Here is a 17208-nt window from a genome sequence, read left to right as displayed (position 1 = left end):
TTGCTTGTGTATCAATCACTATCGGTATAATCGCCTACGGAGAATTGGTCCATCTACGCAAAATAGCAGCAATACCGATTGAGCAGTAGACATTTCATTTTAACAATTCACAAAGAACTATACATCAACAATCTATTTCATCAGATCTTTTTGCATATACTACATAGATCCCGTTCCTCATACATTCTTCAAGCAATCGCCTTTCAGCTACCCTGGTTTCAATCAAATCATACCCTGCGTCGGAAAGCTTACTTAGAACAGTTGCTTTTGGCGCATCGTATATACCATGCGTTTCGACAACAACATTTCTCGGGAATATTTCCATCTGCTCCAAGATTTGTGTTTCAGCCCCTTCACAATCCAGCACGAGAACATCACAATTCGGAATTTCTATAGGACAAACTACTTTTGCTCCACCGCTATCATCTCGAAGAGATATTGCTTGTCCAACAACGGAATGTTGAATGGAAATACGGTCACTTAGGCCATTCAGTTGTACCGTCTCTTTAATTTTTTCGACGGTCCTTTCGCCTCCTTCATATGTGATGACACGACCACGTTTTCCTACTTGCTCGGCCGCTACCACCGTAGAAACACCCCAGCCCCCACCGATAATAACAACTGTGTCATTTTTCTCTACATATCGGCGGATACCACAAACTAGTGCGTCTTCATAGTTTGGGATATCGGTGGCGCGCCAAGGGATAAACGAATCCCCAACACGAGAAGCGCGTACAAGTACACCATTGTACCGAACTACATGAGTTGGGAGCAAAGGTCGAATGAAATTATCATACCCGAATTTAGTGGTTTTCCTTACCAATTTCACTAAACCATCTTCCTGCCAAATCGTTGTTGCTTCCTGGAATAATCTCCGCATTAACTAGTTAAACTCTATCGTTGAAATACTGTAATCGTTTCGTAAAATGCTCATCAAACTACTCGGCGAATATTTTTGAAGACAACCTTACGGGAAGAAGGGATAGTAAGCACGAACCCAAAATATATTACTACTCCAAATAAAATAACCATTACTAATTTTGGGAGGTTATTAATAACCACCATTGACTCGAGTATCAAAAGTGTGAGAGTCATCCCGACCGAGGCTACCACACACCCAGCAATCTGCTCAAACGGAAACTGGAAAGTTACAAAATTTGACAGATAGTATGCATGAAGTATACTGTTAACCACGAAGGAGATGGTTGTAGCGACTGCTGCTCCAACTATTCCATACTCAAGGATAAGTATGATATTCAAAAAGAAGTTTATTATTATTGCGATGATACCCGCTCTAGCTGCCAAATCAGGGCGGTTAATACCTTGAAGAGAACGACCCAGTATAGTGTGAACAGACTGTATAACTTTTTCTCCCATCAGAATAACAAGAACAAGCCACCCAGCCGAATATTCTGCTCCAAACACAAACCCGAGAATTTCTTCGGAAAATAATACTACACCGAAGAATGCGGGGATTGCAATAAACAGTGCCGGTGCAATTGCTTCAGATAACATAGACTCAATTCGGTTCATCGCCCCCTCAGAATCCCATTGACTCACTTGTGGAAAAATTGTAGTGGAAATAGCTGTGCTAAACAGCATTACTACTGCGGTTACTCGCCACGCTACTTCGTAAATCCCAACCGACGACTGTGAAAGAAAAAAACCAATGATGGCGACATCCATCCAGCTGTAAAAATACCCCCCAATAGACGAGATGAAGGCATACTTTGAATAATCAAAAAGCGATCGAGCTTGCTCAAGAGATGGAACCCCTAAATTTATCGAGCATTTACTTCCGGCCCAAATTATTGTAACAGCTAAACCCGCAAATAACCCACAAATGATTCCTCTTACTCCGAATCCTTCAATGATAAGAAGCGAAGCAGAACCAATATATACAACTCTTTGCAAGAATACCGGGCCGGCAGTTTCGCCAACCCTGAGTTCTCCTTTTAATACATGTATCGTTAAATTTGATGATTCCTGTAAAATAAGTGCCACTACAAGATATAGTGCTAACTCTGCACCGAGATATTCATTAATAATACTCTCCAGAAGTAAAATAGCTGCAATAAATGGAGTTAGTAATACTATTTTTAGTAGTACTGCTGTTGAAAGGACTGAACCAGAGGGGCCGCCTTCACTAATTCTTTTAGTGAGTCCACTTCTGATACCAAAATCGGCAGGAATAGCTACCACACCAAGCAATGCCTGAAAAAGAAAGAAAATTCCTATCTGATGAGCACCGAGCTCTCGTGCGAAAAAAGCTATTCCCAAGAAAGAAACAAAACTGCTCCCGGAATTTGCCACAAAAACCCGAACGCTAGATCGGGCAAGGTTCATATGAACACCAGACAGACACAGACATTAAGCATTTTAGTATCAAAATCTATCGATACTTGATTCAGGAATGCCTTACCTTTTTGTCTGTCATAATGTTTCCTACATACGATGACCGTTGCTTATCAAAATAAGGAGAAGTTGATTATTCATGATTAATGGTGTACAAGTACGCGGCCTACAGGTTAACGTAGACGAACGCGGCCATCTCGTCGAAATTTTCCGGGAGGACTGGGAGATGTACGACCCAGAACCCGCAATGTCGTATTACTCCCTTTCCTATCCAGGGATCATCCGAGCGTGGCACAAACACATCCGTGGACAGATTGACCACTTCATCTGCCCACAGGGGCGAATCAAGGTCGGGATCTACGACGACAGAGACGATTCACCCACACAGGGCGAACTGAACACGTTCGTCATCGGCGAACACAACCAGCAGGCCATCCGAATTCCGGGTGACTGTTGGCACGGCTTCAAGGTCGTTGGGGACGAACAGGCCTTGCTCATCAACTTCCCGACGAACCTCTACGATTACGATGACCCAGACGAAGAGCGACTTCCACACGATACAGACAAAATCCCGCTTGACTGGGAGGCTGACCCCCGCGAATGAAGGGGCTCATCCTCGCTGGCGGGACGGGATCTCGACTCCGCCCCATTACGCACACAGGGCCCAAGCAACTCGTCCCCGTCGCGAACAAGCCAGTAATCCAGTACGCTATCGAAGACCTTCGAGACGCCGGCATCACTGATATCGGGGTCGTCCTTGGCGAAAAGGGCCGTGGCGACATCCAACGATTCCTCGGTGACGGCTCGGAATTCAACGTCGAAATCACGTACATCATCCAGGGCGAACCGCTCGGCCTCGCCCACGCCGCGGGATGTGCACGCGATTTCGTCGGTGACGACGACTTCGTGATGTACCTTGGGGATAACATCCTCAAACAGGGCATCAAGCAATTCGTCCAGAGCTTTGAGGATGGAGACTACGCCGCTGGCATCGCCCTTCAGCACGTCGACAATCCCGAACAGTTCGGCATCGCCACGGTCGACGACGATGGAACGGTCACCGAACTCGTCGAGAAGCCCAACGAACCGGAAAGCAATCTCGCGCTAATCGGTATCTACGTCTTCTCGCCGACCATCTTCGATGCGATAGAACGGTTAGAACCCTCGTGGCGCGGTGAACTCGAAATAACCGATGCCATTCAGCACCTACTCGACGACGGCGAAGCAATCGATTCCCACGTCGTGGAAGGGTGGTGGAAGGACACCGGGAAGCCCGAAGACATCCTCGATGCGAACCGACTCGTGCTCGAAGAACAGCCGGGCAGCCGTAACGGTACTGTCGAGGAAAACGCCGACGTCCGTGGTCACGTCGACCTCCACGAGAACGCTCGTATCGAAGCGGGTGCAGTCGTCCGGGGGCCCGTGAGCATCGGTAGCGGGACGACGATAGCCGAAGGAACCTACGTTGGCCCCTACACCTCAATCGGTCCGAACTGTACCATAGTGAACGCCCACGTCGAAAGCAGCGTCATCGTCGGCGACTGCGAGCTGACCGCCGATGGTCGATTCGTCGATAGTCTCATCGGGCGCGGTGCGACCATCGGGAGCGCCGACGACCTCCTACCGGCCGGCCAACGACTGATTGTCGGCGAGAACTCACAACTCCGATTATAATCATGCGCATCGAAACCTACACCTGTCCCGACTGTGGCACCGTCATCGCTGGCAACGTGTTACTCGTTGAGCGTGCAATCACGTGTCCAGGCCTCGATTGCGACCGCGTCCACGAATTCGCGGACCTACCTGAAGACACACAGGGACACTACGAAGAGAATCGCGACGCCTACCAGATGGACTAGAGCAGAGCTAGTAAATCTTCTTCGAGAGTGGGTTGTGCTCGCCCGAGCAATGACTCGGTTTGCTCTACAGCGAGACAGGTATTCTTCGGGCGGACAGCAGGCCGATCAACATCTGCCATTCGGCCCTCCTCCAACAAATCAACAGGCTCACCAGCCAGTTCTGCAAGTGTCGTCCCCAGTTCGAACGGCGTCACACAGTCCTGTGCCGCGACGTGAACTGTTCCTGTCGTGGCTTCACGGGAGAGATCAAGAGTCGTTTCAGCAGCGGAGCCCGCTCTCGTCGGTGTAATAAACTGGTCGGTGAAGAGTGGTGTTGACTCCTCGCGTGCAAGCCGATCCAACACCCACGCCGGGAATCCCTCAATCGTCCCCTGGTTGTTGCGACCGTATACGAACGACAGCCGGACAATAAGCGCCTCCGGATGTCCATCCCGGACTGTTTCCTCTCCGAGTGCTTTCGAACGCCCATACTCCTGTATGGGGTTCGTCTCGTCACCGGGAGCATATCGGCCGTCTCGCCGGCCGTCAAACACGTAATCCGTCGATATTTGGACGAAATCGATCCCATGCTGGGCTGCAATACTCGCCATCTCTCCGGGTGCATTCCCATTTACACGCCGTGCTTGCTCCGAATGCTGTTCACACCCATCGACATCAGTCATCGCTGCACAATTAATCACAGCATCGAACGCATGGGTTGCGAACAACTCCGCGAACTGGTCGGCATCCGTAATATCGAGCTGTGCAGTCTCAACGTCGAGTTCCGGTTCCCGATTATGATAGGTGCCGAGAACAGAATATCCACGATCAGCCGCTACCGCAGCAACGTTACTCCCGAGAAGCCCACCAGCCCCGGTCACCAGTACATCCATAGAAACCAGATACAGAGCGCAAACTAAATCCCTGCCGGTGGCCACCAACCGATATGCGGCTTCTAGTCACAGGCGGCGCTGGCTTTATCGGATCGAACTACGTCCGGCACGTCCTCAAAAGGACGGACGCTGACGTAACCACACTCGACGCGTTGACCTACGCTGGAAGCAAAGCGAACCTCACAGACATCGACAGCCCTCGCCACCAGTTCATCGAAGGCGACATCCGTAACCGAGAGCTCGTCAACGATCTCGTCGACGATGCCGATATCGTCGTAAATTTCGCCGCCGAATCACACGTCGACCGGTCAATCGACGGCGCCGACCCATTCGTGTCCACGAACGTCGGCGGGACGTGTGCCTTACTGGATGCGGCAGCCGATACCGAGTTAGAGCGATTCATCCAAGTGTCGACAGACGAGGTGTACGGTGAAATTCTCGAAGAGAAATTTACCGAGGACGATAGCCTCAGCCCACGGAATCCGTATGCAGCGACAAAGGCAGGGGCTGATCACTTGGCACAAAGCTACTACACGACGCACAACGTTCCCGTCGTGATTACGAGATCTTCGAATAACTTCGGCCCTCGCCAACACCCGGAGAAACTCATCCCGAAGTTGATTCAACGCGCCTCGGAGGAGAAGTCACTCCCAATCTATGGTGATGGTTCAAACATTCGGGAGTGGATTTACGTTGAGGACAACTGTCGGGCCATCGAGACGGTTCGGAAAGACGGTAATATCGGCGAGGTGTACAACATCGGGAGTGGTGACGAACGAACGAACCTAGAAGTCGCTCACGAAGTTCTTGACGCGGTCGATGCAAATGCGGATCTCATCGAATTCGTCGAAGACCGACCAGGACACGACCAGCGATATGCACTCGACAACTCCAAACTCGAGGCACTGGGGTGGAAGCCCTCTTGGACCTTCGAAGAGGGACTCCAGCAGGCTGTTGAGTACTATCTAGAGTCGGAAACTAACTCATAATAGAGGACTATATATTGTCAAGCAACCCTGAGCCTCCAGAGACACCCCACCGTGTCGAGTGTTCTCCCGTCTGAAGATACCCTTCCATGGCTGACTACATAGAAATATTCCGAATCACCCCACTCTGTCAAATGCTATCCACCAAACCACCAGCCACACCCCACCATGTTGAGTGTTCTGCCAAGTTCCAACTCAGGTGTGCCGAGCCACAGTATCGGGAAGCGAAATCCCCTCAAAATCACCAGCAACCACACATTGTCATCAAGTCGACCTTGAGTTCATACTCGGAATACTGCCCACTAGCACGCCCCTCGTTACGCGCCCAGTAGTCGAGAGATTTGACCGGAGTGAGAGAGTACGTTTCGTGTGCTTTTCCGCTCACACTCCCCGGACCCAAACGAACTCACGGAGAGTACATTTCGTGTGCTTTCATCCCGTGTGTTCGGCGATCTCCGTCCGGGTCTCTAACACGATTCCCGGGTCGAGATCCAACTCGTATTCGTAGTACTGGCCACCACTCAGCCCTTTGTTCTGCTCATGTCGGTGGAGAAATCCCAGCATGTGGAGATCCGAGAGGTGGTCTTGGATGCTTTTCAGGGTCGATAGCGGTGTGGCGGCATGAGAGTCAGCGACCTGCTCGTACGTTCGTTGAATCTCTTTCGAGCGGGCCGGGACCGCACCGCTGGTCTGGAGGTTCGCAATCGCTTCCAGAATGTACTGGGCGTGCTCGGTCTGGTCGCGAATTTTGTTCTCTAACCGACCGCGCTGTACCCGTTCCCGTGCAGCCTCAATATGGTCGTCCGTGACCAGCGTCTCACCGTTTTGTTCGGCTAACTCCGCACCGACGCGGAGTAAATCGAGCGCCTGCCGGGCATTTCCCATGTCCTGTGCGGCCAGCGCGGCCGCCTTTGCAATCGCCGACGTGTCACAGGCCCCCTCCACGAAGGCTCGTTCCGCGCGATGCTCTAAGATCTCCCGCAACTCTTGGGCATCGTACGGGCTAAAGGAGATTTCGGTCTCCATCAGCGTATCTTTGACCTTCGGCGAGAGCGTTCGCCGAAAGGTGTAGTCGTTACTGATCCCGACCACACCGACCTTCGCGTCCAAGACGTGACCGTTCGCTCGCGCACGAGGCAGTTCGTACAATAGCGTGTTCGCCTCCTCCAGATGATCGATTTCGTCGAAGACAACGAGATGTGTCCCCCCCAAACGGTCGAACTGTCGGTACAACTCGTCGAAGGCGTCCCCAGTCCCGAGCCCTCGCTTCGGGAAGCGACTGGCATGCTCGGGGAGCAGTTCGTTGACGAGGCCACGAACGACCATGAACAGCGTCCGGCCGTTACAGTTGATCGTATGGATGTGGAGGTCGTCTGCCGCCTCTCGCGTCGTTACCTCTTCGCGAAGCTCGTCCATCATGTACTTCGTGACTGCCGTCTTCCCGAGTCCGGCCTTCCCGTACACGAAGATGTTCTCTGGCTCCCGGCCGAACAGCACGTCCTGAAGTGCGTGGCTGTACGCCTTGATCTCTTCGTCTCGTTCGAGAATCGTCTCCGGTTGGTAGCTTTCTGTGAGAACCGCCTTGTCCGCAAATACCGTCTCAGTGAGATCGTCGAACGGGCCACCCATGGATACCGTATCCAATTCGACATAGATATATAAAGCCAAGCGTTGTTTGTTTCGTATGCTACTGTTGAAATCGATTGAAGCCAGAAATATCGGTTACGTCGCCCTCATTTTGTGAAGGACACATAGGAAAGCACACGAAACGTCCTCTCTCACTCCGAGCCAATCGCGTCATCACAACCAGCGTGGCAAGCACAAGAAATCCACTCTCTCTGTGATGCTCCCGCGGCTATCGCTCTGCAAAAGCACACGAAACGTACTCTCCCTTACCGACCCTGCAAGCCGGCCGACGTCGTCGAGTATCGTCATCCAGGAGAACAGAGACACTCCTCAAAGGCCAGTTCCACCATACACCCCTTGAGAGAGAGATCGGAGGCTTGTACGGGATATACACTTATTCTATAGTGGGAGTGCTCGACAGGCACTTGATCTACTTCGACTCGCGGGAGAGCTGGCTGAAAATCGGAACCTCGATACAATCGAGCGAGACCACGTCGAGGCTGCACGAGCGAAATTAGAACAGGAGCGCGTCGAAGAGGGAATGCGGCAACTCACGACCCACGGGCAGCTCGCACTGTTGGCCGTCGTGTCGAAAGCGGCGAAGGAGGAAACACCGGCTCGAACTCGCGAGTGTTACGAGGAGTACGTCTCGCTGTGTGAGTCCGCTGAATCCGATTCACTAACCCAACGCTCGGTGCACAATCACCTCTCCGAGCTCCGAATGCTCGGGATTCTCTCGGCCTAGGAGAATCGGATTGGTTCTCGTGGGAACTACTACAGCTACGAACTCAACGTTCCATTTACCAGCGCCGTCGATGCGATGTCCGACGTTCTCCATCTGGAGGCTGAAATCCAGACAATTCGAGAGATTGCATCAATGAACGGTCTCCTATAAACGGGCTCTGTACAGCTGTTCTGCTCAAAAATTCTTCTCAAAGTTTCACTCGAAATGGTGGGGTGTTCCAACCAATACCCTCTGCTTAGTAAGCGGAAATCGCAATAAATACTTCACTTGTAGCGGTGGGGTGGTCGTAGTAATATCGTTGGTGTACTCAGTTGTTGCAGTCCCAAGACACCCCACCATTTCGAGTGAAGCGATGGTATATTGCGATGCCTACCACGAATTGGGAGTATTCGAAATCGGGAAACACCCCACTATGTCGTGTGTTCTCAGAAGCGATGGCCCAAGAGACGATCGAATCCGTCAATCCTCATACTCGGCCCCTGGCTTTCCCAACGGCCTCTCCACAAGTCAGCTTCACTTGAAAGCGTGGGGTGTCTCTGCTTATACTCCCCATCAGGCACCACCGGATATGGAATGCCTCGTGAAAGTCCACGTACCAGAGCCACACCACTACACTGGGGCAGCTTCAGTTGAAACACTGGAGTGTCTCTGTGTTTCAAACCGTGGTCTCCACTTTCAGCTATCCCAAACGAACCACCGGGACTCTGCTGTAGTACTCGATTGGGAAGAGTGTAGAGGTCAGTAGCTTCGAATTCGGCAAAAGAACCATCCCCACCGAAACGCCGACCGCCAGAATCCGAGTAGCTGATGGAAGAGTGCGACCGATCGAACTAGGGAGTTGTCTTAACCAACATTTGGAGCACTCCGTTGGTTAAGAAGAACGAGGACAATCACGACGATCCAGAGGAGATGCAGACACTCCGACGCGAGTGGGCGGAACTGGAAGCCGAACTCGGAACCGATGCGCTCCAGCCACCAGTACCAGCTCAGTGACGGGGTGCTTCTGCACTGATGAACACGTCCCGAGTATGTGCATCCCCACACTCCGTTCGAGTGGATACTCAATCGGTAGGGCCAATACCACGCATCGTGAGCCGGTTGGCATAGGTATTCTGTATCTCAACATTCAAGTATGTAGGTCGTGGCTGCGCGCACAGCGAACGGAGTGAGCGAGCACGGAGCGGAGGGTGGGGCGGTGGGCGTGGCGTGGTGGTCGCGAAAAAACGAGGGAGAGGTCCCCTCAGTCGGCCTGCACCAGCCCCGGTAGCGTGTCATTCGACAGCGACTGGAACCGCGCCTGCCCGATGTCGTGGACTTCTCGCGAGTAGCTCCGAATCTGGCTCGTCGACGTGGGCACGACCGCCGACGCCGCCTCGACCACCTCGGCTTGGGTCAGATGTTTCTCGCTCGTCAGCCGATCGGCCGCATACACGGCCGCACCGGCCATCGCCATCCGATGCGTGCCCGGCCCAATGCCCTCGCTATCAGCCACGGCCAACAACCGCTCACCGACTCGCACCAGCTCGATCGCCGCCTCGACATCGAGGACATCATCGAGCGCTGCGACGACCCGATCGACCGCCCGGTCACGCACCGGTGGGGCATCCACATCCGTCTCGATGCGAATCTTCCGCGCGCCGGCACACACTCGATCCAGCGACGCCTTCGCGTACTGGGCGACATCCACAGGGTCGCGCTCGATGCCGGCCTTGCGGGCTGCTAACTGCACGGCCCCCGCCGCCAGCGCCTCCCAGGGCATCCGGCCAGCGGGCAATCGCTCACGCTTGGCTGCCTTCAGGTACCAGCCGGCTTCGGTCTGGACGTGCTCCGGCAGCCCGAGGTTGGCACCGAGCATCCCGATATCGCGCATCCCCTCGTTCAGCCGTTGGTCACGCCGGTCGTGCATCGTGAAGCGCTTGTGCCGCCGCCGCAGTCGCTCCATCTTGTCCTTCCGCTCCGGCGATAACGTGTTGCCCTTTCCGTCCGTCGAGAGGAAGAACGTCGTCACGAGGCCCTTATCGACCCGGAGCTGATTCGTTGGCTCACACGCCCACTCACCGCTTCGATCGTCCGCCGTCGGTGCATGGTCTTTCAGCGTCGGCGTCCGATCCAGCGTCTCGACGCGCACGACCAATCCACAGTCCGCACACATCGACTCGTGACCCCGCTTCCGCACCCGGCCGTCACACTCCGGACACGTCGACTGCCACTCCGCACCACGCACGTCGACGACGACCGCATCGTCGCTTTCAGTTGCATTCTGTTCGACCGAATCTTCAAGTTCGATAATTCCCTTAGAACTCATTGGAGTACTTCAACTCCGAAGGCGCTCACTGAGCGCCCGACGCCCCCGTGTTCCAGCACGGGGATTTTCTACACAACCGACCCGACTAGTCACGACTGGACTGCGCGCTCTCGCTCGCGCCTTCGCGAGCGCCCCTTTGGGCGCGAGCGAGAGCGCGCCACAGACGGGGAGGATACAAGCCGCGCGCGTGCGTCCTGCCGAGTGAAGCGAGGCAGGGCTCGGAAGACGAACGAAGTGAGTCTTCCGGCGACCTGAGCGGTGCGCTCGTCCAGCGGAGTAAGCGTCGGGGGTGAGCATTTGCGCAACCCCCGGCGCTTACCCGCTGGCGTCGAGACCATATTCATTTCAGCCCGGAACGGGCGCGGGCGGTGCGGAGAGCGCCCGCATGCCCGGAATGGTCGGTCGCGAGAGCGCACCGCTAGCAGCGCCGAGCGCGGCGAACCGAGAGCTACTCACCGAGCGAACCAATGCTTGTGCCCGACCGGTTGACGAACAGGAGCTCTCCTATGAACCGCTTGGCGAATTAACCAACGTTCAGGAATACTGTTGGTTAAGACGAGGGATAACAACCAATATAGTCGGAGTTTCACGGGATGAACGGACTCCCGTTCGTTACATATCAAATTTTGCAACAGAGTAGAATATCAAAACCTTTCGGACCCTGTTTAATTAGCGGCCACATCGGCCATATGAGTAAACAGTCTGCGGAAATTATTTACCTAGTTCCGTAGGACACCCCCCACAGCGAGTTTCATGAATTTTCCCCTGTATTTTAATGTGAATCGCCGCAGTTGGTTACCTGAGCTGCCATCGAACGATGTCTAACGAGTTGATTACTTTTCAGCGTTCTATAGGACCTGCGAATAGAGCGCATCAGAAATCCAGAAACCTGCTTCACGGAGGGCGGCAAGCTCTCGCTCTAAGTCCACGTTGCCGGCGTTAGCTCCCTTGAGAAATACACCGATTACTCCCGTGACAGTCAAGTCATGATCGCGAGCGACGCGTCGGCCTTCTTTCTCATCTAAGAGGATGAGTTCGGCATCCTGCCCAATCGCGTAACAAATCGCGGCTGTTTCACCACGATCCAATTGCCGACGTATTTCGATGAACAGGTCCGAGCGCTCCACCTCAACCACGTTTAGGAACCCCTCTTCTCGCAGTTCACGGATAGCGTTCAACCCAGCATCTCCTTCAGTGAGTTCACCCCAAACCTGGTCCGGAATCGAAATACCGCTAAATTGAGCTTTGAGAAGGTCGAGTTGATCGATGAGCGCGAGATTCAAGAGCGGTGATGTATCCGAGACCACAAGATCACTACTGGGCATATTCGAAGTCTTCAGCAAGTTCAGCTTCGGTGTAGTGTCGAGGGATTTCTCGTTCGCCGAGGAGCGTATGGAACTCGCGTTTAGACATCTCGGCTAACGCTCGGGCTTTGCCGAACGAGAGAATATCGCGTGCGTAGAGTGACACTGCTAACTCCTGCTTCATCGCCTTCGATCGCTCTCCTTCAGGAATTCGCAATGCGTCATACACCTCATCGTCAATTTCGATGGTGGCCATAGATAAATATTGGATTACATGATTCTTGAGTGTTTGGCCGTCCGTTCTGGCGCGACTTCGCACTTGAGATTGAGAGAGTGGGATCGCAAACAGTACCCACTCCGACGACCCAGTCATATCTGACTGCTGCCCACCAGGCCGACCGGCTGAAGCCCGAGAACGTTCCTGCGTAGAGAACGCCCGTATCGATCAGCAGACGCACCTATACAGGACCTCGTCGATATCGTCTTCGTCCGTTTCAGTGCCGGAACTGACATGGCCTTCTTGCATGCGTCGTTTTTCGGCGTCAGAAAGCGGGACCGTCGACTCGCGGAATGAATTCTTGCGACTGACCAACGATACAGACGTTCTCCGATTGCACGATGACTACCGCCACTCGGGACTCATGGTATACGACGATCAGAAGGTCTCAGTCTCCGAATGTATCCGTGGGAGTAGTCACGGGGTGGCAGCCCCGACGCGCTCGTTCGAGCCTGCGAATGGAATGTCTATTTCAAGGCCATCGTAGGCTAGTTTCGGTTTCTTCGCTTTGCCCGCCCCACCCCCTTCGAATTCGATGACACCGATGTCTTCGAGTTCGGAGAGATTCCGGTGGACCTGCTTGTAGTCCCGAGCCACCAGTTCGGCGGCTTCACGGATGCTCTCGGGGCCCTGTTCAGCGATTGCCTCTAGCAGTTCCAAGTTCTTCGGGCTGAGCAGCCGACTGAGCTCGGCGTACGTCTCAAAGTTCAGCACCGGCTGGGCATCCTCGAGGTCCACTCCTTCTTGAGCGGCCTTGAGACGGTTGCGTGTGTGCTCGTCGAGGCGGTTACGTTCACCGACGGTGACTTTGAGCGTGGGCATGTGTATTCCTCCTGGAGACGTCCTACTCCGGCCAGTCCCACGAAACGGGTGCCATCTCCTCCGTTTCGTGTTTGAATCGGTCGTAGAGTGCCAGCATACCTGGAAACTGGATGGTTTCGATATCGTTTCGCGTGTGGCGCTCGTGACCCTTCGTCCGTTCGTGGGCGTTGTCATATCGGAGGATGGTGTCGCCACCGACTTCCCCAAGATGGAGGGCATAGTCCCAGCCACTCGGGTACGTGTCATCCGCCGTCTGTCGGATGGTCACATCGACAACGTAGCCATCATTGACATCCTGCCAGTCCGCGATCGACGTGTAGGACGCCATCCGTTACCCTATGGTATTCTCTCCATAGCAATAAACCTATGGACCCTAAAACATAGGTACAAAGGCCGAAACAGGAGTCCTATCACCGGAATCAGAGGTCGGGATGGGATTATCAAGAGAACAGTGGTTACTCCTCGTCGGATTCGTCGGCGAGCACTTCATACAAATCCGCGAATTCCCCGACGTCCCGGTCCATCTTTTGTTGATCCTCCCAGTTACTAGCATAGTACAATTTGTGCGATGGATCGGTGCGGCTCTTCGCATCTCTAGGCTGCAATATCAACACATCGCCGGTGGCACCCACAACCTGAGGGGCGAGACGCGAAGCACGAGCGATGTGGGGGCATCATTTCTTTCAACGATAAACGATTAGTATAATGGCCTGAAGGTTTCGCCCAACGATGTCGTCCACTGACAGCGGTGACACAGCGCCGGAACTCACACTCGGTCGGGATCCCGATGCTCTCGATAAAACGGTGTCGCTGCCGCCTGGCGCGCTCGATGGCGGCTGTTACGTCGCCGGCAACCGCGACCGGCGGACTGCCATCGTTCAGCGGTGGTGTGTCGAATTGGCTGCAGCGGGACGCGGGTTTTGTTACATCCATCCGTCTGACCCAACGCCACGCGACCTTCTGGCTCGACTTCCCCAGGAACGCCTCGAAGACGTCGTCTGGATCGACGTAGGTCGATGGCAAGTGGCCTCGCAGTTAGATGTGCCAGCAGTAGCGCGCGTGGCGATCAACCCATTCGAGGCACCGCCAGATCGGGACGCGTTCACGACCGATCCGGTCGCCACCAGAGTGAATGCGTACATGGATGCGGCAACAGTGTGGGACCGGTTCGACACCGCTGTCGCTCCCATCCTCTCGGCGATCCTGCCCGCGTTGTTCGAGGGTAAGGAGCCGCATTACGAGTATACGAAGGCGCTCAGGGAGCCCGATCTCAGGGATTCCTTCGAAGCCCTCGAGGAACTCGAAGCCCTGGATTCGTTGACACCGTTCGAGCTGGCCCAAACACGCGAAGGCCAACCTTTACGGCTTGCAGCGTCGCTCATCAGCGGGCCGCTCGACCCCGCCCCAAGCAATCCACTGCTCGGTGACTCGACCTACGATCCGGCTCGGGCTCTCACGGAGAACGAGATCATCTTGATTACAGGTGACATCGACCCGTTCAAAGAGACGAATCCAACGATTGATGGCACTCTCAGCACCCACCTCTTGGCGGCGGCTGTTTGCTGTCGGCTCTGGGAGGGCGCCCAAACGACAGCGACCGACAGCACCTTTCCGGTCGTCGTCGATGGTGTCGATACACTGGTTCCCGGGGACGGTGATCTGTTCCGGAAGCTCCTCGCCGACCCCGTGTCGCTAGCTCCTGTCTACGCCGGCCCCCCAGCAAGGACGCTTGCAGAGCCGGTCCACATCAGTGTCGAGGAACACGCCGAGACCCGCGTTGTCGTCACGGGCGGCGCCGGAAACGGATCTGAATCACGGGACCGAAATCAGGAGATCAAAGCCGCCCTCTCGAACGGGTCGCTGGACGCCGTCGAACACTACTTCGAACAGGAGGAGACCGGAACGGTTGGGGACGGCCCGCTCTGTTGGCTCCGGACGAACGCCGCCGGGCGATTGGTTGGACCCGAGGGGGCACAGCAGTCGATGCGGCCGGCGCTGGCTCCCGACCCGCCAGACACCCGGCGCGGCCAGGAGGCTGTCGCCGCGGCGATCACACGAAGCATCGATCGCTACGGCGGAGAGTTACAAACGGTGCCCGAGGAATCAAAATCACGGGCTCGCGAGCGATACAACGATTCCAGTCGCTAGCCACGCGCCGACACCACTATTCGTTTTGCTGTCCTGTTCTCTCTGAAAGCGGCTGGAATCAATCTCTCCGTGTTAACCAACAAAACAGCCACTATGTTGGTTAATTTGTTAGCCACAGACCCCCGCTGCGGCTCTTACCGAGTTCTCGACGTGTTTTCGCCGGTCTGAGAGATTTCCGGACAGCAGTCTTCGAGATCCTTCTCGCGCATCGCCTCTCGTCCACAGGCCCGACACCGAACGTACGACTCCCCGGTGGGATTCCCATGCTTGTCGAGTTCCTGCAGCGGGCCTTCGATCCGGCCACTGGTGGGTGCTTGGGAAGGATCTCTCACAGATTCCTTCACGCCACCATCCGCACGTGGGCGTTCTGGAAGTCTGCCATCCGGTGTTGGAACTGTTCGGTTTTTGATTTCCATGTCGACCCGCCGGAGATGTTTACACCGTTCGACAGCTGTTTTCTGTTGATCCGGGCAGGTGCACCCCTTACGGAGTACATCGACGCGATACACGTTTCCGGATTCCGACTGCACCGTGTATATGCCGCCCGTTCGACGGAGGGTGACCGTCATATCCTCCGTTCGTGCTCGTTTAGTCCGCTTCTTGATGTCGTCTTGGCTGTCTAGTTCGTCTCTTTGCATGGAATCACGGGTGCAGGGCTGGACTCGCCTGCGCCCGCCCGTCGGGCGCACGACAAAACGGAACCAGTACGTCACGCGCCGAATCTTTATCAGCGCCAGGTGGATGGCAACGCAGCCGCCCACACCTTATTTAGGAAAATAATACGTCGCCAAAGTACTATATTACTCTACGTCTTCTGTAACTGTATGAACGACCGAACGCCGCCAGAGGAGTTCAAAGACATCAATGAGGCGGTCGGTGAAGAGTGGGCATCGGAGACGACACCGTACGAGCGTATTCGTCACGTCATCGCCCACACCTACAGCCCGACGTCGGCCGATACAGTTGCTGACGCCGCACGAACGGCTCCAAAAACGGCCCGTAAGCACCTGAATACCCTCGTGGATGAGGGCTTCGTAAAGACGACGACCGGCGAGAACGGGGGAATGCTGTATCGCCGGTCTCCCGAATCGTTGGTCGTCGAACAGGCTGCGGATATCCTTGAGCAGCTTTCGACTGACGAACTCGCCACGCGGATTCGAGAGATGCGAGCCCAGCTCAACGAGTATCGGTCCGAATTCGGTGTCGACTCCCCGGAAGCGCTTGCTGTCGACCAGACGAATCAAACACTCTCCGACTCCGAGTCCCCAGATCGCGAGATTGATTCGGAGACGATTCGTGAGTTGAAAACCCTCCGTCGCAATCTCGCATTCGCGAACGCTGCCCTCTCAATCAGGAATGCAGAACGATTCGTCGACGGCGACCGCCGCTCAAGCGACGATAGCGTCCCGGTCTAAGCGATGCTGGGATCGCCGAACGAATCCGAAGCACATACACTCCGCGGAGCGACGGATCGTCCGGCGCTGCTCACGATTCGTGATACCATCGAAGAGATGGAGCCGCTTGCGACAGCCGAACTTGACGAGTATCTCAATCCATCGGTCGTTGCAGTTTCGCTCAACGACGGGCTGTGTGATGCCGGTGAGGCTCGATTCGACATCCAGTGGACAACAGAGAACGACTACAAATTCCACTATACCGACACGGAGGGTGTGAATCTTCGCTGGGGAGCGCATCCACATAGATGAGACTACATTCACGTTCCCGGACTCGAACACTACCACCCGCCACCCACTGCGAGCTCAACGCCTGACGAGGTCGAAAAGTCCTGTATTACCCAGACGCCCGAAGTGTTAGTCGCTCGCGCCTTACTCAAACTATGGCGGGTTGCGTATCATATGGACTCTTATCTGCCGTTGAACGCCGGAGGTAACCCACCGTGAGAGTTGTT

Annotated in this window: 17 protein-coding genes and 2 pseudogenes; 9 read left to right on the top strand and 10 right to left on the bottom strand. The window is 54.8% G+C overall.

Annotated elements, in window-relative coordinates:
* Positions 1–124: 124 nt before the first annotated feature.
* Together NMP98_RS18780 and NMP98_RS18775 are read right to left on the bottom strand one after the other, a co-directional pair.
* Positions 125–880 (bottom strand): SAM-dependent methyltransferase, encoded by a 756-nt coding sequence (locus NMP98_RS18780; protein WP_254859370.1) that lies wholly within the window; start codon positions 878–880, stop codon positions 125–127.
* 53 nt (positions 881–933) lie between these two features.
* Entirely contained in the window at positions 934–2346 is a 1413-nt protein-coding gene (locus NMP98_RS18775; protein WP_254859369.1) for an oligosaccharide flippase family protein, read from the bottom strand.
* 148 nt (positions 2347–2494) lie between these two features.
* Between NMP98_RS18775 and NMP98_RS18770 the strand changes: the two genes are divergently transcribed.
* The 3 genes from NMP98_RS18770 to NMP98_RS18760 are packed head-to-tail and all read left to right on the top strand — an operon-like array spanning position 2495 to position 4214.
* The gene (locus NMP98_RS18770; RefSeq protein WP_254859368.1) at positions 2495–2959 is read left to right on the top strand and encodes a dTDP-4-dehydrorhamnose 3,5-epimerase family protein; all 465 of its coding nucleotides are present in this window, start codon (positions 2495–2497) and stop codon (positions 2957–2959) included.
* Positions 2956–4029 carry a glucose-1-phosphate thymidylyltransferase gene (locus tag NMP98_RS18765; protein ID WP_254859367.1) on the top strand — a complete coding sequence of 358 codons (1074 nt, stop codon included), beginning with the start codon at positions 2956–2958 and terminating at the stop codon, positions 4027–4029. Before NMP98_RS18770 ends, NMP98_RS18765 begins: the two co-directional genes overlap by 4 nt.
* A gap of 2 nt (positions 4030–4031) precedes the next feature.
* On the top strand, positions 4032–4214 hold the full coding sequence (locus tag NMP98_RS18760) for a hypothetical protein (protein ID WP_254859366.1): 183 nt from the start codon (positions 4032–4034) through the stop codon (positions 4212–4214).
* Here NMP98_RS18760 and NMP98_RS18755 read toward each other — a convergent pair.
* Positions 4211–5086: an SDR family oxidoreductase gene (locus NMP98_RS18755; RefSeq protein ID WP_254859365.1), complete on the bottom strand. Its 876-nt coding sequence runs from the start codon at positions 5084–5086 to the stop codon at positions 4211–4213. The two genes, NMP98_RS18760 and NMP98_RS18755, sit on opposite strands and share 4 nt — an antisense overlap.
* Positions 5087–5139: 53 nt before the next feature.
* On the opposite strand from NMP98_RS18755, the gene rfbB reads away from it, so the two are divergent.
* Positions 5140–6075: a dTDP-glucose 4,6-dehydratase gene (gene rfbB, locus NMP98_RS18750; RefSeq protein ID WP_254859364.1), complete on the top strand. Its 936-nt coding sequence runs from the start codon at positions 5140–5142 to the stop codon at positions 6073–6075.
* 429 nt (positions 6076–6504) lie between these two features.
* Here the strand turns inward: rfbB and NMP98_RS18745 are convergent, their stop codons facing one another.
* Positions 6505–7701, bottom strand: coding sequence for an orc1/cdc6 family replication initiation protein (locus NMP98_RS18745; protein WP_254859363.1), 1197 nt, complete (start codon positions 7699–7701; stop codon positions 6505–6507).
* Positions 7702–8101: 400 nt separating this feature from the next.
* On the opposite strand from NMP98_RS18745, the pseudogene NMP98_RS19585 reads away from it, so the two are divergent.
* Positions 8102–8593 (top strand): annotated as a pseudogene (locus NMP98_RS19585) (Cdc6/Cdc18 family protein); the annotation flags it as partial.
* Between the two features lie 717 nt (positions 8594–9310).
* Positions 9311–9436, top strand: coding sequence for a hypothetical protein (locus NMP98_RS19495; RefSeq protein ID WP_268105585.1), 126 nt, complete (start codon positions 9311–9313; stop codon positions 9434–9436).
* A gap of 247 nt (positions 9437–9683) precedes the next feature.
* On the opposite strand, the gene NMP98_RS18735 is transcribed toward NMP98_RS19495, so the two are convergent.
* From NMP98_RS18735 to NMP98_RS18715, 5 genes are all read right to left on the bottom strand, one after another.
* Entirely contained in the window at positions 9684–10748 is a 1065-nt protein-coding gene (locus NMP98_RS18735; protein ID WP_254859361.1) for a transcription initiation factor IIB family protein, read from the bottom strand.
* A gap of 848 nt (positions 10749–11596) precedes the next feature.
* Positions 11597–12073 carry a PIN domain-containing protein gene (locus NMP98_RS18730; protein ID WP_254859360.1) on the bottom strand — a complete coding sequence of 159 codons (477 nt, stop codon included), beginning with the start codon at positions 12071–12073 and terminating at the stop codon, positions 11597–11599.
* Positions 12063–12308, bottom strand: a complete 246-nt coding sequence (locus NMP98_RS18725) for a UPF0175 family protein (protein ID WP_254859359.1) — start codon at positions 12306–12308, stop codon at positions 12063–12065. Before NMP98_RS18725 ends, NMP98_RS18730 begins: the two co-directional genes overlap by 11 nt.
* Positions 12309–12746: 438 nt before the next feature.
* Positions 12747–13151, bottom strand: a complete 405-nt coding sequence (locus NMP98_RS18720) for an HVO_A0114 family putative DNA-binding protein (RefSeq protein ID WP_254859358.1) — start codon at positions 13149–13151, stop codon at positions 12747–12749.
* A gap of 22 nt (positions 13152–13173) precedes the next feature.
* On the bottom strand, positions 13174–13479 hold the full coding sequence (locus NMP98_RS18715) for a toxin-antitoxin system TumE family protein (protein WP_254859357.1): 306 nt from the start codon (positions 13477–13479) through the stop codon (positions 13174–13176).
* Positions 13480–14192: 713 nt separating this feature from the next.
* Between NMP98_RS18715 and NMP98_RS18710 the strand changes: the two genes are divergently transcribed.
* A complete protein-coding gene (locus NMP98_RS18710; protein ID WP_254859356.1) occupies positions 14193–15299 on the top strand; it encodes a hypothetical protein in 1107 nt (368 codons plus the stop codon).
* Positions 15300–15433: 134 nt separating this feature from the next.
* On the opposite strand, the gene NMP98_RS19695 is transcribed toward NMP98_RS18710, so the two are convergent.
* Complete coding sequence (locus tag NMP98_RS19695) at positions 15434–15715, bottom strand: DUF8118 domain-containing protein (RefSeq protein WP_497007566.1); 282 nt, start codon at positions 15713–15715, stop codon at positions 15434–15436.
* Positions 15716–16123: 408 nt separating this feature from the next.
* Between NMP98_RS19695 and NMP98_RS18705 the strand changes: the two genes are divergently transcribed.
* Both NMP98_RS18705 and NMP98_RS19580 read left to right on the top strand, forming a co-directional pair.
* Positions 16124–16714: a DUF7342 family protein gene (locus NMP98_RS18705; RefSeq protein WP_254859355.1), complete on the top strand. Its 591-nt coding sequence runs from the start codon at positions 16124–16126 to the stop codon at positions 16712–16714.
* A 3-nt stretch (positions 16715–16717) separates the two neighbouring features.
* A pseudogene (locus NMP98_RS19580) lies at positions 16718–17200 on the top strand (toxin-antitoxin system TumE family protein).
* Positions 17201–17208 lie beyond the last annotated feature (8 nt).

This window comes from Natronomonas gomsonensis (assembly GCF_024300825.1).
Classification (GTDB): Archaea; Halobacteriota; Halobacteria; order Halobacteriales; family Haloarculaceae; genus Natronomonas; species Natronomonas gomsonensis.
This window is presented reverse-complemented; position numbering and strand designations above follow the sequence as displayed.

Excerpts from the sequence above, each read along its gene's own strand:
- NMP98_RS18780 (WP_254859370.1), bottom strand. The coding sequence starts at position 880 with ATGCGGAGATTATTCCAGGAAGCAACAACGATTTGGCAGGAAGATGGT.
- NMP98_RS18760 (WP_254859366.1), top strand. The coding sequence starts at position 4,032 with ATGCGCATCGAAACCTACACCTGTCCCGACTGTGGCACCGTCATCGCT.
- NMP98_RS18770 (WP_254859368.1), top strand. The coding sequence starts at position 2,495 with ATGATTAATGGTGTACAAGTACGCGGCCTACAGGTTAACGTAGACGAA.
- NMP98_RS18765 (WP_254859367.1), top strand. The coding sequence starts at position 2,956 with ATGAAGGGGCTCATCCTCGCTGGCGGGACGGGATCTCGACTCCGCCCC.
- NMP98_RS18715 (WP_254859357.1), bottom strand. The coding sequence starts at position 13,479 with ATGGCGTCCTACACGTCGATCGCGGACTGGCAGGATGTCAATGATGGC.
- NMP98_RS18730 (WP_254859360.1), bottom strand. The coding sequence starts at position 12,073 with ATGCCCAGTAGTGATCTTGTGGTCTCGGATACATCACCGCTCTTGAAT.
- rfbB (WP_254859364.1), top strand. The coding sequence starts at position 5,140 with ATGCGGCTTCTAGTCACAGGCGGCGCTGGCTTTATCGGATCGAACTAC.
- NMP98_RS18720 (WP_254859358.1), bottom strand. The coding sequence starts at position 13,151 with ATGCCCACGCTCAAAGTCACCGTCGGTGAACGTAACCGCCTCGACGAG.
- NMP98_RS18705 (WP_254859355.1), top strand. The coding sequence starts at position 16,124 with ATGAACGACCGAACGCCGCCAGAGGAGTTCAAAGACATCAATGAGGCG.
- NMP98_RS18755 (WP_254859365.1), bottom strand. The coding sequence starts at position 5,086 with ATGGATGTACTGGTGACCGGGGCTGGTGGGCTTCTCGGGAGTAACGTT.
- NMP98_RS18745 (WP_254859363.1), bottom strand. The coding sequence starts at position 7,701 with ATGGGTGGCCCGTTCGACGATCTCACTGAGACGGTATTTGCGGACAAG.
- NMP98_RS19695 (WP_497007566.1), bottom strand. The coding sequence starts at position 15,715 with ATGGAAATCAAAAACCGAACAGTTCCAACACCGGATGGCAGACTTCCA.
- NMP98_RS18735 (WP_254859361.1), bottom strand. The coding sequence starts at position 10,748 with ATGAGTTCTAAGGGAATTATCGAACTTGAAGATTCGGTCGAACAGAAT.
- NMP98_RS18775 (WP_254859369.1), bottom strand. The coding sequence starts at position 2,346 with ATGAACCTTGCCCGATCTAGCGTTCGGGTTTTTGTGGCAAATTCCGGG.
- NMP98_RS18725 (WP_254859359.1), bottom strand. The coding sequence starts at position 12,308 with ATGGCCACCATCGAAATTGACGATGAGGTGTATGACGCATTGCGAATT.